Raw genomic sequence first — 14,013 nt, forward strand, 5'->3', positions numbered from 1 at the left:
CCGGTGTCTACCGAACTCATCGCCGTCCTGGCGGTGATCGCGGTGGCCCTGGCGTTCGACTACACCAACGGCTTCCACGACGCCGCCAACGCGATCGCGACAAGCGTCTCCACCCGCGCGCTGACACCCCGGATCGCCCTCGGCCTCGCCGCGGTCGGCAACTTCATCGGCGCCCACTTCGGCGCCGGCGTCGCGAAGACCGTCGGCGACGGCCTGGTCACCCTCCCCACGGGGGTGAGCAGCCTCGGGGTGGTCTTCGCCGGGGTGCTGGGCGCCATCGCCTGGAACCTGATCACCTGGTACTTCGGCCTGCCGTCGTCGTCCTCGCACGCGCTCTTCGGCGGCCTGGTCGGCGCGACCCTGCTGTCCAGCGGTGGCATCGTGCAGTGGGGCAACATCGGCGAGAAGGTCATCCTGCCGATGGTGCTCTCGCCGATCGTCGGCCTCACCCTCGGTTACCTGCTGATGCTGGCGATCCTCTGGCTGTTCCGTAAGGGTCAGCCGGGCAAGCTCAACCGGGGTTTCCGCCACGCGCAGACCGTCTCCGCCGCCGCCATGTCGGTCGGCCACGGCATGCAGGACGCCGCCAAGACGATGGGCATCGTGGTGCTGGCGCTCTACACCGGCGGCTTCCAGGAGAGCAAGACCCACATCCCGGGCTGGGTCTTCTGGACCTCGGCCACCATGCTGGCCCTCGGCACGTACGCCGGTGGTTGGCGGATCATCCGCACCCTGGGTCGTAAGATCATCGACCTCGGGCCGCCGGAGGGCTTCGCGGCCGAGACGGTGGCCAGCGCGGTGCTCTACTTCAACGCCCTGGTGCTCAAGGCCCCGATCTCCACGACCCACACGATCACCTCGGCGATCATGGGCGTGGGCGCGACCAAGCGACTCTCCGCGGTCCGCTGGAACGTCGCCGGCAACATCGTGATCGCCTGGATCATCACGTTCCCGGCGGCCGCGCTGATCGCCTGCGTCACCTACCTGCTGGTCCGGCCGCTCTTCGGCTGACCGGTCCGCGTGCCCGAAACGGCCCCCGGCTGTCCGGGGGCCGTTTCGCGTTCACTCGTAACGCACGCCGATCTGCTCCCGGACCGTGTCCAGCAGGGTCATCACCTCGAGGGTCGTGGTGTGCGGCACCAGCGGGCTCTCGGTCAGCCCGGCGGCCAGGCAGCGCCCCACCTCGATCGCCTCGTACTGGTAGCCGTTGCCGGCCTCCTCGGCGGTGATCGTCTCGGGCTCGGCGCCGTCCCGGTACAGGGTCAGCGAGGCCGGCCGGAAGAACGGCTCCGGCAGGTCGATACGGCCGGCGCTGCCGGTGATCGAGGCAGCCAACGAACTCGCGCCGACCATGCCGCAGCTCAGCGTGGCCACCGCCCCGCTGTCGTACCCGAGGAGGATGCCGGTGTTCTCGTCGGTCCCCTCCGGGCCCAGGTGCGCCCAGGAGCGGATGTGCTGCGGCACGCCCAGCAGCAGGTGCGCCAGGCTGATCGGGTAGATCCCCAGGTCGAGCAGCGCGCCCCCACCCAGCGCCGGGTTGCGCATCCGGTGCTCCGGCGGGAACGGCCCGGCCACCCCGAAGTCGGCCCGCACGTTGCGCACCGTGCCGATGGCGCCCTCGGCGATCAGCTCGACCGCGCGGAGGATGAGCGGGTTAGTCCGCATCCACATGGCCTCCATGAGGAAGACCCCGGCGGCGCGGGCGGTGTCCACCAGCTCGGTGCTGGTGGCCAGGTCGAGGGTGAACGGCTTCTCCAGCAGCACCGCGCGGCCGGCGGTCAGGCAGGTCAGCGCCGCCTCGTGGTGCGCGGCGTGCGGAGTGGCCACGTAGATCACGTCGACCTCAGGGTCGGCGGCCAGCCCCACCCAGGAGCCGTACGCCCGCTGCGCGCCGTACGTGTCCGCGAACCGCCGCGCGCTGTCGGCGGAGCGGGAGCCGACCGCGACCAGTTCGGCGTCCGGCACCAGCCGGAGGTCTTCGGCGAAACGGCTGGCGATGTGGCCGGTGGCCAGGATGCCCCAACGAGTCATGCGTCGAACGCTAGCCGAGCCAGCTGAACGGCCCGCTGCTGCCCAGCCCGTCTCTGCCCGGCCAGCGGTGCGGTGGTCCCGGGCCTGACGCCGCGATGAGCGTGATGACTGTGCGGCATATTGATGCCACACAGTCATCACGCTCGCGGCGGCGACCGGTCGCACCGAGCCGGCTGCCTCGTCGCCTGACGCTCGCCCGGCGACAGCGGGGCCGGACACTAGGCTCGCGGGCATGACGATCGACAGCGACGGCTTCGCCGCGCCGGCCGCCCTGGTCGAGCACGCCCGCCGGTTCCAGGCCGAGGGCGGCAGCCCGGCGACGCCGCGGGTCGCGGCCACCGTGCTGCTGCTGCGTCCGACCGACACCGACTTCGAGGTGTACGTCATCCGCCGGGTCGCCGCCATGACCTTCGGCGGGATGTACGCCTTCCCCGGCGGCGGGGTGGACCGCTCCGACTCCGACGCGCACCTGGACTGGGCTGGGCCGACGCCGACCGACTGGGCGGGGCGGCTCGGAGTGGGCGCGGACGCCGCCCAGGCGGTGGTCTGCGCTGCCGCCCGGGAGGTCTTCGAGGAGGCGGGTGTGCTGCTCGCCGGGCCCGGCCCGGCGACGGTGGTGGGTGACGTCAGCGGAGACGACTGGGAGACGGCCCGGCAGGACCTGGAGGGGCGTCGGCTGGGCTTCGCCGCACTGCTCGCCGACCGCCGACTCACCCTGCGGTCTGATCTGCTGTTGCCCTGGAGCCGGTGGATCACTCCGGAGTTCGAGCCGCGCCGCTTCGACACGTACTTCTTCGTGGCCCTGCTGCCGGCCGGACAGCGGACCCGCGACGTCTCCGGCGAGGCCGACCACACGCTGTGGATCCGGCCGGCGGACGCGCTGGCCCGGGCCCAGGCCGGCGAGCTGACCATGCTGCCACCGACCCTGGTAACGCTGGCCCAGATTGCGGCGGCCGGCGACCTGGCGGGAGTGGCAAGCGCGGCGGCGGATCGCGACGCCGCCACCCCCGTCACCCCACGCCTGGACCTGCCGCCGAACGGCGAGCCCCGCTTCGTCCTGAGCTGAGCCCGCCGCCAGCGTCGTCGAGTGCAGTCCGGCGGCTCAGCCGAAGCGGCCGGTGATGTAGTCCTCGGTCTTCTTCACGCTCGGGTTGCTGAAGATCTTCTGGGTGTTGTCGTACTCGATCAGCCGGCCCGGGTCGCCGGTCTTCTCGATCGAGAAGAAGGCGGTCCGGTCCGACACCCGGGCGGCCTGCTGCATGTTGTGGGTCACGATGATGATCGTGAACTTGTCCTTGAGCTGGAACATCAGGTCCTCGATGGCCAGCGTGGAGATCGGGTCCAGGGCCGAGCAGGGCTCGTCCATCAGCACGACCTGCGGCTCGACCGCGATGGTCCGGGCGATGCAGAGCCGCTGCTGCTGACCGCCGGAGAGGCCCGCGCCCGGCTTGCCGAGGCGGTCCTTGACCTCGTCCCACAGGTTCGCCGAACGCAGGGCCTTCTCGGCCGCGTCCTCCAGGATCGACTTCTTGCGGACCCCGTTGAGCTTCAGCCCGGCCACCACGTTCTCGAAGATGCTCATGGTCGGGAACGGGTTCGGCCGCTGGAAGACCATGCCGATCGTGCGCCGGACCGCGGTGACGTCCACGTCCCGGTCGTAGATGTCCTGGTCGTCGATGGTCAGGCTGCCCTCGACGCGGGCCCCCGGCAGCACCTCGTGCATCCGGTTGATCGACCGCAGGAACGTCGACTTGCCGCAACCGGACGGCCCGATGAGAGCGGTGACGGTCTTCGGCTCGACGGTCAGGTTGATGTTCTCGATCGCCTTGAAGCCGCCGTAGTACGCGGTGACGTTCGAGGCGGAGACGCGCTTGGCCATGGTGGTACCTCCGGGGTTCATCGGCTGAGCCTGTTGCGACGGGCCAGCAGCTTCGCCGCGATCGTCAGGATGAGCACGAGGGCGACCAGGGTGAGTGCCGCGGTCCACGCCCGTGCCGGCGAATACTTCGACGCCTCGCCGGCCTGCTGGTAGACGAAGAGGGCCAGCGACGACTGGTTGTTCTCGAAGGGGTTGAAGTTGATCGCGGCGCCGCCGCCGGCGACCAGGAGCACCGGCGCGGTCTCGCCGGCCGCGCGGGCGATGGCGAGCATGACGCCCGTGACGATGCCGGGCAGTGCCGTCGGCAGGACCACCCGCAGGATCGTCTTCCATTTGGGTACGCCGAGCGCGTATGCGCCCTCGCGCAGTGGGGCCGGCACGAGGCGGAGCATCTCCTCGGTGGACCGGACGATCGTGGGCAGCATCAGTACGGCAAGGGCCAGCGCGGCGGCGAAGCCGGAGAAGCTCGGCCGGCCGTCGTTGAACCAGGGCGACACGATCAGCACCCAGAACGCCAGCACGAAGAGGCCGGTGACGATCGACGGGATGCCCGTCATGACGTCCACGAAGAACCGGATCGCGAAGGCGAACCGACCCCGCCCGTACTCGACGATGTAGATGGCGCAGAGGATGCCGAGCGGGACGGTGATCAGGGTGGCGATGCCGACCTGCTCCAGCGTGCCGATGATCGCGTGGTACGCGCCGCCGTTGGCGTCCCGGGCCCCGATGTTGTTCATCGAGGTCTGGAAGAAGTTGCCGTCCAGCCGCTCGGTGCCCTTGCTGACCAGCGTCCAGACGACCGAGATGAGCGGCAGCACCGCCAGCACGAACGCGGAGTGGATCAGCGCGCTCCAGGTACGGTTGCGGGCCGATCGACGCCCCTCGACCACGTTGGCCGCAGCGAAGAGCCCGGCCAGGTAGAGGATCGCGCCGAGGACGACGACGAGGACCGGGCCGCCGATGTCTCCGCCGTAAACGATCACGGCGGAGAGTGCGAGGGCCGCCACGGCGATGACCGGTGCGGCGTACCAGGGCAGCCGCCGGGCCCGCAGTGAAGCCGGCTGGGCCGGCGGCCGGGTGCGGTGGGAGGTGACGGTTGTGGTCATGCGGCGGACTCCGTGAACTCCCGGCGGCGGTAGATGATCGCCCGCGCGATGATGTTGACGATCAAGGTGATCGCGAACAACACGAGGCCGGAGGCGATCAGGGCGCCCCGACCGGTCTCGTTCGCCTCGGCGAATCGGTTGGCGATGTTGGCCGCGATGGTGTTACCACCGGACTCGAGCAGGTTGAACGAGATGGCGTAGGTGGAGCCGAGGGTCAACGCCAGCGCGATGGTCTCGCCCAGCGCTCGGCCCAGGCCGAGCATGACCGCGGCGATGATGCCGGGACGGCCGTACGGCAGCACCGCAGTGCGGAGCATCTCCCAACGGGTGGCGCCCAGGGCGATGGCGGCTTCCTCGTTGGCCTTCGGCGTCTGGAGGAACACCTCGCGGGTGAGCGAGGTGACGATCGGCAGGATCATGATGGCCAGTACCAGAGAACCGAGCAGGATCGAGTTGCCGTAGGGGCCGTCGCCGCCGAAGATCGGGATCCAGCTGAAGTACTTGTTGAGCCAGACAGAGAGGTCCGACACCGGGCCGATGAGGTAGTCGCGACCCCAGAGGCCGAACACCACGCTGGGTACGGCAGCCAGCAGGTCGATCAGGAAGCCGAGGCTGTTGCCAAGCCTGCGCGGAGCGTAGTGGGAGAGGTAGAGCGCGATGCCCATTGCCACAGGTACGGCCATGAGCAGCGCCAGGGTGGCGGTGAGCACGGTGCCGAAGGCGAGAGCGCCGATGCCGAACGTGGGCGGGTTGTCGTTCGGAAACCAGCCTTCGAAGGTCCAGAAGTTCGCGGAGTTGGCGCGTAGGGCCGGGATCGCCTTCGCGATCAGGAAGACCGCGATGGCCACGATGATGACCAACACTGTCGTTCCGGCAGCCAGGGTGAGGCCACGGAAGGCCCGCTCGGCCCCGAACTTCCGGTTTCGGGGCAGCGTGTCGCCGCCGCCGCCCAGCCCGGTGCCGCCCGGGAAACGGGTGCTGACTGGTGCCTCGGCCACACGCGCCGAGGCACCGGCGGGCCACTCGTGACTCTGGGTCACGCGCGTCCCACCGGTGCCGGCGTCGGCCGAGCGGTGAGGGGTTTCACCCATCTGCTCGCTCGATTCGGTTGCGGAGGTGTGGTGGTCTCGGATCAGGAGAGGTTCTTGACCGCGGTCTCGACCTTGGTGCGGACCGTCTCGGGCAGCGGGGCGTAGCCGAGGTCGGTCAGGGAGTTCTGGCCCTCAGCGCTGGCGGCGTGGCTCAGCAGACCCTTGACCAGCTTCAGCTTGTCGGCCGCGAGGCCCTTGCTGCAGACGACCTCGTACGTCGCCAGGACGATCGGGTAGGCCCCGGCCTCCTTGGTGTTGTAGTCGATCGACAGCTTGAGGTCGTCGCCCTGGCCCTCGATCTTCGCCCCGGCGATGGTCTTGCCGGCCGACTCAGCGGTCAGCGCGGCCCACTCGCCGGCACCGTTCTGCACCTTGGCCATGTTCAGGCTGGAGTTCTCGGCGTACGACCACTCGACGTAGCTGATCGTGCCGACCGTGCTCTTGACCTTGCTGGCCACACCGTCGGACTTGGCGGCACCAATACCACCCGGGGCCTTCCACGCCTTGGCGTTGCTGAAGGTCCAGTCCGACTCGGCGGTCTTCGACAGGTACTTGGTGAAGTTGTCGGTGGTGCCCGACTCGTCCGAGCGGTGGACCGTCTGGATGGCGGCGGACGGAAGCTTTGCGTCCGGGTTGTCCGCCTTGATGGCCGGGTCGTCCCACTTGGTGACCTTGCCGGCGAAGATCTTCGCCAGGGTGGCCGGCTTGAACTGCAGGTTGTCCACGCCGCTGCCGGCGTTGTAAACGACCGCGACCGGGCCGATCACCATGGGCAGGTTGAGAGCCTTGCCGCCGGCGCACTTGGCGTCGGCCTGCGGCTGCTCCTCCGGCTTGAGCGCGGAGTCGGAGCCCGCGAAGTCGGCGGTCCCGGCGATGAACGCCTGGATGCCGGCGCCCGAACCGGAAGCCTCGTAGTTGATGGTGGTGCCGGCGCACTTCTGCTGGTACGCCTTGATCCACTCGGCCATGGCGTTCTTCTGGGCCGACGAGCCCTGTGCGTTCACCGTGCCGGTACCGCAGTCGACCGCGGCGGCGGAGCCCGAGGCGCTGGCGCCGGAAGTGGGCTCGTTGTTGTCCGAGCCGCATGCACTGAGGCCGAGCGTCGCGGCAAGAGCGAGGCAGGCAATAGTGCCGTACCGCTGGAGCTTCACCTGAGGGGTTTCCCTTCGCGTCTGACTTGGCGCCCCGATCCCGGGGCCCGAGGACCGGCACTGACCGGCTGACACGAAAGTTAGAAGTGCCAGGTAGCCGGTTCGCCGGTCGCAAGTGAACGCAGGGTGAACAGGTCCGGCCCCCGAGGTGACCGCTCGCTGAGGGTGAGTTGTCCGTTAAGTGAACCGGGGCACTTCAGTGCCCGTTGCCGCTCAGCCGAGGTGGTAGTTGATGTGCGCGGACCACCGGGCGAAGCCCAGCCGCTCGTACAGCGCGACCGCCCCGGTGTTCGAGTCGTCGACGTAGAGCATCACCCGGTCCAGGCCCCGCCTGTCCCGCAGGTACGCGAGCCCCGCCGTGGTCAGCGCCCGGCCCAGGCCGCCGCCGTGCGCGGTCGGCTCCACCCCGAGCACGTACACCTCGCCGATCCGGGCCGACCCGGGCCGTTCGTGCACCTTCGTCCAGTGAAAGCCGAGCAGTCGACCGGTCGAGGTCTCCTCGGCGAGCAGGAAGCCGGCCGGGTCGAACCACGGCTCGGCGAGGCGGAGCCGCAGGTCGTCCGGGGTCCACCGGCCCTGCTCGGGGTGCTCGGCGAAGGCCCGCGCGTTCAGGGCCAGCCACGCCGTGTCGTCCGCCCCCGGCCGGAACGCGCGCAGCGCCACCCCGTCGGGCAGGCGCGGCTCGCCCAGTGGAGCCGCCAACGGTCGGCGGAGCTGCCAGAGCACCCGCGCACGGGCGAACCCCAGGTCCACGGCGAGCGCCGCCGCCGACGGGTGGTCGCCGTGCGCCCACGCCCGCAGCGGTCCGGTCGCCGAGGCGAGCACACCCCGGGCCAGCGCGCGGCCGGTGCCGCGCCGCCGGTACGCCGGGTGCACCACCAACTCGACACCGATCCCGTCCACCGGGTCGGTGGTGTCCAGGTGCGCGTACCCGGTCAGCGTGCCGTCGTCGGCGCGGGCGAGCAGGTGTACGGCCGGAGCGTCCGCGTCACGCAGGCGGAGCAGGACGTGCTCGTCCAGCGGGTCCGCGCCGTCGGTGTCGCCCGCCGTTCGGGCCAGGGCCAGTACGCCGGCGATCTCCGCGGGGGACAGTCGGTCGGTCCGGGTGACCTGGTCGCTGGTCGGTTCCGCGCTGCTCATCCCGTCACCGTAGCCGTTGCGTCAGGCGCGTCCCGGACTGTCGCCCGAGTAGCGTCCCGGACCCGTCGCCCGAGGAAGGTGGCCGCCTCACGTGGGGTCGGTGGGCAGCGCCTCCAGCTCGTACCGTGCGGTGAGTTCGGGCAGGATCCGGCGCAGCGCGTCGACCGTGCCCTGCCGGTCGCCGCCCGCGTCGTGCATGAGGACGACCGCCCCGGGTTGCGCCTGCGTGAGCACCGTGGTGGCGATCTTGTTGGCTCCGGGCGCCTGCCAGTCTGACGGGTCCACCGACCAGTGCAGCGGGGTCATGCCGAGTTGCCGGGACACCGACACCACCGGGTAGGTCCAGGCGCCGCCGGGTTGGCGGTACCAGACGACCGGGACGTCCGGCACGGCTGCCCGGATGGCCTCGTTGGTGCGGATCAGGTCGGTGCGGATCTGGTCGGCGGACCGGTTGCCCAGCGAGACGTCGTGGTGCCAGGAGTGGTTGCAGAGCGTGTGGCCGTCCGCCACGATCGCCTGGATCAGGTCGGGGTGGTCCTGGGCGTTCTCGCCCACCACGCAGAACGTGGCCTTGACGTCGTACTCGCGCAGCAGCGCGAGGACCTGGGGGGTGTAGCGCGGGTCCGGCCCGTCGTCGAAGGTCAGCGCGAGGCGGGCGGTGCCGGTGTCCGTGTGGGCGCCGAACAGCTTGTCGCCCCCGGCGTCCCGGCCCGTGCCGTCCTGGCTGGCCTCGGCGGGACCGGCGGCGCTCTGGCTGGTGCTCGGGTGTTCGGTCGACGGCTGCTCGGGAGGCTGGTCGGCGTAGTGGGGCCCGGTGGCGTCGGTGGTGACGCCCGTGGCGTGCTGCCGGGTCTGGTCCGGGACGAGGCTACGGCCCAGCACGTACGCGGAGCCGAGCAGCGCCGCCACCACCACTGTCACGATCCCTGCCACGCGCGCGGTCGAGCTGACCCGCGTCACGGCTTCCACCCGGTCGGCCGGAGCCCCCGGCCCGTCGCCCCCGTGTTACCTGCGCGCACCCTTGCCCCCTTTTGCGACAAACCCGGCAGTCAGAATAGGACTGCCAAGCTGCGCAAAAGGGGCATATGGGGAATCGGGCGAAGCTAGACGGGCAACGGCGCGTGCTCCGTCTCCGGCAGCGAACGCGACGGGGGTACGACGAACTTGTAGCCCACCTGGCGGACCGTGCCGATCATCGACTCGTACTCCGAGCCGAGCTTGGCGCGCAGCCGTCGGACGTGCACGTCCACCGTCCGGGTGCCGCCGAAGTAGTCGTATCCCCAGACCTCGCGCAGCAGCTGGTCGCGCGTGAACACCCGGCCCGGGTGCTGGGCCAGGAACTTCAGCAGCTCGAACTCCTTGTAGGTGAGGTCGAGCGGGCGGCCCTTGAGCTTCGCCGCGTACGTGTCCGGGTCGATGGTGAGTTCCCCGGCCCGGATCGAGCCGCCGGCGCCGGCCGTCGCGTTGCTCAGGCGGCCGACCGCGAGCCGCAGCCGGGCCTCCACCTCGGCGGGACCGGCCGAGGCGAGGATGACGTCATCGACGCCCCAGTCCGCGTTCAGCGCGATCAGGCCGGCCTCGGTGACGACCGCGACCAGCGGCACCCCGAGCCCGGTGGCGTGCAACATCCGGCAGGTCGCCCGAGCTTCGCTCAACTCCGACCGGGCGTCCACCAGCACCGCGTCGGGGCTGGGCCCGGCAACAAGGGTGCGGACGTCGCGCGGCGCGGTGCGCACCGAGTGTGGCAGCAGGTCGAGAGCCGGCAACACAGCCGACGGTTCGCCTGCGCGCGCAGTCACCAGCAGCAGGATTTCCACGATCACCTCCGTCCCGGCGGCGCATCGCCGCACGCGACCAGACACACTCGTGAGGGAGTGCGCTGAGAAATTGCGTGGTCCCGGCGTCGCTGACGGGCGGGTAACGCGTTGAGCGTAGCCGATCGCCTCGGCTGCACCGTCAGGCCATTTCCCGTTTGTCTAGCTTGCCCCTGATCGTGGCACAGGTTTTAACGTTACTGAAACCCGCGACCACTGCACCGGGCGGTCGATCTGGCACGATCGGGGCGTGTTTCCCTCCACCTCGCCGGACGCCGGCCGCGACTCGTGGACCGACGGACCCCGTCCGGGTCCGGCCGCTCCGACCCGTGGCCACCCACCCGCGCCGCGCACCGGGCCGGCTGTCGCCGACGGCGAGCGCCGTGGAGGTGGACCGCGCCGGGCCCGCCGCGCCGGTGAGCCGGCCCGTCGTACCGAGGAAGAGACCGACGAGCCGGAGGAGGAGGTCGTCCCTCCGGTCGAGGTGCACCGCCCGCTGGCGCTGACCATCGCCGGCTTCGCCGCGCTGCTCGGCGTGGGCTTGGTGCTCGGCGCGCAGACGTCGGGCCCGGGTCACCGCCTGCCGTTCGCCGTCATCGTCTTCGGCGTCCAACTGCTGTTCGTGCTCGCCTGGACGATGGCCATGCGCCCACCGGCGCTGCTGCTGGTGGGCGGGATCAGCGCCGCCGTCGCCGCGGCCGCCGACGTCGCCGCCGTCCGGAGCGACATCGCCGGCCTGGCGCCGCTGGGCTACCTGGCCGTCGGCGGCTTCCTCGCCGCCGTGCTCGGCCAACTGGTCCGCCGCGTCGACCGGGTCCGGGTCACCGACTCCCTCGGCGCCACCCTGCTCATCGTGGTCGGCGTCGTGGCCTTCGGCACCCTGATCGTGCTCAGCCGCATCCCCGCCGGCACCCAGGCGATCACCGTCTGCCTGACCGCGAGCGGGGTCGCGCTCACCGTCGCCCGGCTCACCGACGCGGTGCTGCCGTGGCCCCGGCTGGCCCCGCAGGTGCCCCGGGGCGCGGCCGGCGTCGTCGGCGGCGCGATGGTGGGCACGCTGGTCAGCGCGCTGCTCGGCGGCTATCTGGTAGCACCCTTCACCCCGACCAGGGCCGCGGTGATCGGCCTGGTCGCGGCCGTCACCGCCGTCCTCACCGACCTCGCGGTGGGGTACGCGGAGGCAGGTCGCCTCATGGCCGGAGAGCCGCCCACCATGTGGGTCGCCCGGCACATGCAGGGGCCGCTCGGCGGGTTCGCCCTGGCTGCGCCCGCCGCGTACGCCATGTGCATGCTCTTCCTCTGAGCCCACGGTTGAGGTCGGTGCCGCTCGGGTACCTACGGGTGCGCCGCGCAGCGGCACCGGTTCGGACGACCCGCCGTGTCGCGGCGGGCGGAGACAGGAGGCGGCGTGGCCCAGGAGTATCCGGTCGACGACCAGCAGCAGGCCCGGCCCCAACGGCGCGGACGCAAGCTGCTCATCGGCCTGGTCGTCCTGCTCCTCGTGGTGGCGGGCCTGCTGGTGGTCGCCGACCGGGTGGCGGTCGGGGTGGCCGAGCGGCTCATCGCCGAACGGGTCAGCCAGGAGATCAGCAACCAGGGCGCGCAGTCCGCGGCGCCCGACGTCGAGGTCGGTGGAATGCCGTTCCTCACGCAGGTGCTCGACGGGCGGTACGAGCGGATCTCCATCTCGCTGCGGGACGTGCAGGCCTCGGTCGACGGTGACGCCGTACGGCTGCCGGTGCTGGACGTCGACGCCCGCAACGTGCGGGCGTCGCTGGACACGCTGCGGACCGGGCAGGGCGACGTCGTGGCCGACACGGTCGACGGCACCGGCACGATCAGCTACGAGAGCCTCGCCGCGCTGCTGAAGCGACCCGGCCTCACCCTCGGCGAGCAGGGCGGCAAGCTGGCCGTCAGCGCCCCGGTCGACATCCTCGGCACGAAGTTCACCGTCGCCGGCACCGCCGACGTCACCGTCGCCAAGAACGGCGCGGTCGCCCTGCGCTTCAACAACCTGGACGCCGCCGGGCTCCCGAACCTGCCGCTGGCCCGCACGATCCTCAGCAACTACGCAAAGAGCATCTCCATCGACGTGCCGCTGCCCGACCTGCCGTTCCAACTCACGGTCCGCAAGGTCCAGCCGCTGCCCGAAGGGCTGGCCGTCACCGCCGACGCGAAGAACGTACCGATCAACTCGGTCAGCTGAGTCGTGCGTCGACAGCCCGGTCCGCTGGGACGCCACAGCGGCCCGGCAGCCGGACGATTCCCGGATGGTGGTCGGCACGGTGGCAGCCCTCCGGATCGCTGGTAGGCTGCCTGACCATGGGGACCCACCTCACCAAACGGCGCGCGGTCGACCTGTGCCGCGTGGCCACCTGCCTGTGTCGCCCTGTCATCTGACGGCGGGGCTGTTTTCGGCCGCCTGACGGCGGCCACCGGCACGCAGGGTCCTCGACCCTTTCCGGTGATCCCACCGAACGCCCGGCAGCGGCGCCGTCGCACGAACCCGTGATCCCGTCCTTCCGCTGGGTCCCGCGCGCGGTGCGACAGTTCAACCCATCGATATTCGCGCGTTGGCTCACCATCCATCCTCACCAGGGAGTGAATCGATGAGTCGCGACACCGCACTCGTCTCGGCCGAGTGGGCCGAGAAGAACCTCGACGCCCCGGGCGTCGTCTTCGTCGAGGTCGACGAAGACACCTCGGCCTACGAGACCGGCCACATCGCCGGCGCTATCAAGGTCGACTGGAAGACCGACCTCCAGGACCCGGTCCGCCGGGACTTCGTCAACAAGGCCCAGTTCGAGGCGCTGCTGTCCGAGCGGGGCATCAGCAACGACGACACCGTGATCCTCTACGGCGGCAACAACAACTGGTTCGCGGCGTACGCCTACTGGTACTTCAAGCTCTACGGCCACCGCGACGTCAAGCTGCTCGACGGTGGTCGCAAGAAGTGGGAGCTGGACGCCCGCCCGCTCGTCACCGAGACGACGCCCCGCCCGGCGACCCAGTACGTCGCGCAGGAGCCGGACACCTCCATCCGGGCCTTCCGCGACGAGGTCGTCGCCGCGATCGGCACCAAGAACCTGGTCGACGTGCGCAGCCCCGACGAGTTCGCCGGCCGGCTGCTGGCCCCCGCCCACCTGCCGCAGGAGCAGGCGCAGCGGGCCGGTCACATCCCGACGGCGATCAGCGTCCCGTGGTCCAAGGCGGCCAACGAGGACGGCACCTTCCGGTCCGACGACGAGCTGCGCAAGATCTACGGCGACGCGGGGCTGGACGACAGCAAGGAGACCATCGCGTACTGCCGGATCGGCGAGCGCTCCTCGCACACCTGGTTCGTGCTGCAGGAGCTGCTCGGTCACCGCAACGTGAAGAACTACGACGGCTCCTGGACCGAGTACGGCTCGCTGGTCGGCGTGCCGGTCGCGCTCGGCGACGAGCCAGGGGAGGCCTGACGATGACCGCTCCCACCGCTGCGGGCTGCGCCGCACCTGACCAGGCCGCGCCCCTGCCGGCCAGCCTGGACCTTGAGAAGGAGACCGTCATCACCGGCGTCGTCCGGTCGGCGGCGGACGAGGTCGTGCCGGGCGCGTACGTCCGGCTGCTCGACTCGACCGGCGAGTTCACCGCCGAGGTGGTCACCTCGGCCGCCGGCCAGTTCCGGTTCTTCGCCGCACCCGGCGCCTGGACGCTGCGGGCGCTGTCCCGGCACGGCAACGGCGACACCGCCGTCACCGCCGGCCGGGGCATCAACGAGGTGTCCGTCACCGTCGCCTGACCCACCGCTCTGATCGACCG

At 71.0% G+C, this 14,013-nt stretch carries 15 protein-coding genes; 7 read left to right on the forward strand and 8 right to left on the reverse strand.

All coding sequences use genetic code 11. The features are described 5' to 3' along the window. The first annotated feature begins 3 nt into the window (after nt 1-3). Nucleotides 4-1,011, forward strand: a complete 1,008-nt coding sequence (locus AB0J36_RS03815) for an inorganic phosphate transporter (protein WP_357128979.1) — start codon at nt 4-6, stop codon at nt 1,009-1,011. A 51-nt stretch (nt 1,012-1,062) separates the two neighbouring features. Here the strand turns inward: AB0J36_RS03815 and AB0J36_RS03820 are convergent, their stop codons facing one another. Next, nucleotides 1,063-2,031 (reverse strand): Gfo/Idh/MocA family oxidoreductase, encoded by a 969-nt coding sequence (locus AB0J36_RS03820; RefSeq protein WP_357172419.1) that lies wholly within the window; start codon nt 2,029-2,031, stop codon nt 1,063-1,065. A 232-nt stretch (nt 2,032-2,263) separates the two neighbouring features. Between AB0J36_RS03820 and AB0J36_RS03825 the strand changes: the two genes are divergently transcribed. Continuing rightward, nucleotides 2,264-3,097 carry an NUDIX hydrolase gene (locus AB0J36_RS03825; protein ID WP_357128985.1) on the forward strand — a complete coding sequence of 278 codons (834 nt, stop codon included), beginning with the start codon at nt 2,264-2,266 and terminating at the stop codon, nt 3,095-3,097. Between the two features lie 36 nt (nt 3,098-3,133). Here the strand turns inward: AB0J36_RS03825 and pstB are convergent, their stop codons facing one another. The 7 genes from pstB to AB0J36_RS03860 form a co-directional block, all read right to left on the reverse strand. Further along, entirely contained in the window at nt 3,134-3,910 is a 777-nt protein-coding gene (gene pstB, locus AB0J36_RS03830; RefSeq protein WP_099848932.1) for a phosphate ABC transporter ATP-binding protein PstB, read from the reverse strand. Between the two features lie 17 nt (nt 3,911-3,927). Then, nucleotides 3,928-5,016: a phosphate ABC transporter permease PstA gene (pstA, locus tag AB0J36_RS03835; protein WP_357128988.1), complete on the reverse strand. Its 1,089-nt coding sequence runs from the start codon at nt 5,014-5,016 to the stop codon at nt 3,928-3,930. Next, the gene (gene pstC, locus AB0J36_RS03840) at nt 5,013-6,107 is read right to left on the reverse strand and encodes a phosphate ABC transporter permease subunit PstC (RefSeq protein WP_357128991.1); all 1,095 of its coding nucleotides are present in this window, start codon (nt 6,105-6,107) and stop codon (nt 5,013-5,015) included. The genes pstA and pstC overlap by 4 nt, the downstream gene beginning before the upstream one ends. A gap of 41 nt (nt 6,108-6,148) precedes the next feature. Further along, nucleotides 6,149-7,258 (reverse strand): phosphate ABC transporter substrate-binding protein PstS, encoded by a 1,110-nt coding sequence (gene pstS / locus AB0J36_RS03845; RefSeq protein ID WP_357128994.1) that lies wholly within the window; start codon nt 7,256-7,258, stop codon nt 6,149-6,151. Between the two features lie 213 nt (nt 7,259-7,471). Further along, a complete protein-coding gene (mshD, locus tag AB0J36_RS03850) occupies nt 7,472-8,398 on the reverse strand; it encodes a mycothiol synthase (RefSeq protein ID WP_357128997.1) in 927 nt (308 codons plus the stop codon). Between the two features lie 87 nt (nt 8,399-8,485). Then, nucleotides 8,486-9,319, reverse strand: coding sequence for a polysaccharide deacetylase family protein (locus AB0J36_RS03855; RefSeq protein ID WP_357172413.1), 834 nt, complete (start codon nt 9,317-9,319; stop codon nt 8,486-8,488). Nucleotides 9,320-9,501: 182 nt separating this feature from the next. After that, on the reverse strand, nt 9,502-10,221 hold the full coding sequence (locus AB0J36_RS03860) for a response regulator transcription factor (RefSeq protein WP_357129003.1): 720 nt from the start codon (nt 10,219-10,221) through the stop codon (nt 9,502-9,504). A 241-nt stretch (nt 10,222-10,462) separates the two neighbouring features. Between AB0J36_RS03860 and AB0J36_RS03865 the strand changes: the two genes are divergently transcribed. The 5 genes from AB0J36_RS03865 (at nt 10,463) to AB0J36_RS03885 (ending at nt 13,993) form a co-directional block, all read left to right on the forward strand. Then, the gene (locus tag AB0J36_RS03865; RefSeq protein WP_357129006.1) at nt 10,463-11,515 is read left to right on the forward strand and encodes a hypothetical protein; all 1,053 of its coding nucleotides are present in this window, start codon (nt 10,463-10,465) and stop codon (nt 11,513-11,515) included. A gap of 105 nt (nt 11,516-11,620) precedes the next feature. Then, nucleotides 11,621-12,418: a DUF2993 domain-containing protein gene (locus AB0J36_RS03870; protein ID WP_357392824.1), complete on the forward strand. Its 798-nt coding sequence runs from the start codon at nt 11,621-11,623 to the stop codon at nt 12,416-12,418. Between the two features lie 116 nt (nt 12,419-12,534). Beyond that, nucleotides 12,535-12,612 (forward strand): Ms5788A family Cys-rich leader peptide, encoded by a 78-nt coding sequence (locus AB0J36_RS03875; RefSeq protein WP_310503780.1) that lies wholly within the window; start codon nt 12,535-12,537, stop codon nt 12,610-12,612. Between the two features lie 209 nt (nt 12,613-12,821). Then, nucleotides 12,822-13,670 (forward strand): sulfurtransferase, encoded by an 849-nt coding sequence (locus AB0J36_RS03880; protein WP_357129012.1) that lies wholly within the window; start codon nt 12,822-12,824, stop codon nt 13,668-13,670. 2 nt (nt 13,671-13,672) lie between these two features. Beyond that, a complete protein-coding gene (locus tag AB0J36_RS03885; RefSeq protein WP_357129015.1) occupies nt 13,673-13,993 on the forward strand; it encodes a DUF1416 domain-containing protein in 321 nt (106 codons plus the stop codon). The last annotated feature ends 20 nt before the right edge of the window (nt 13,994-14,013 follow it).

It is taken from the genome of Micromonospora sp. NPDC049662 (assembly GCF_040675055.1).
Taxonomy (GTDB): domain Bacteria; phylum Actinomycetota; class Actinomycetes; order Mycobacteriales; family Micromonosporaceae; genus Micromonospora.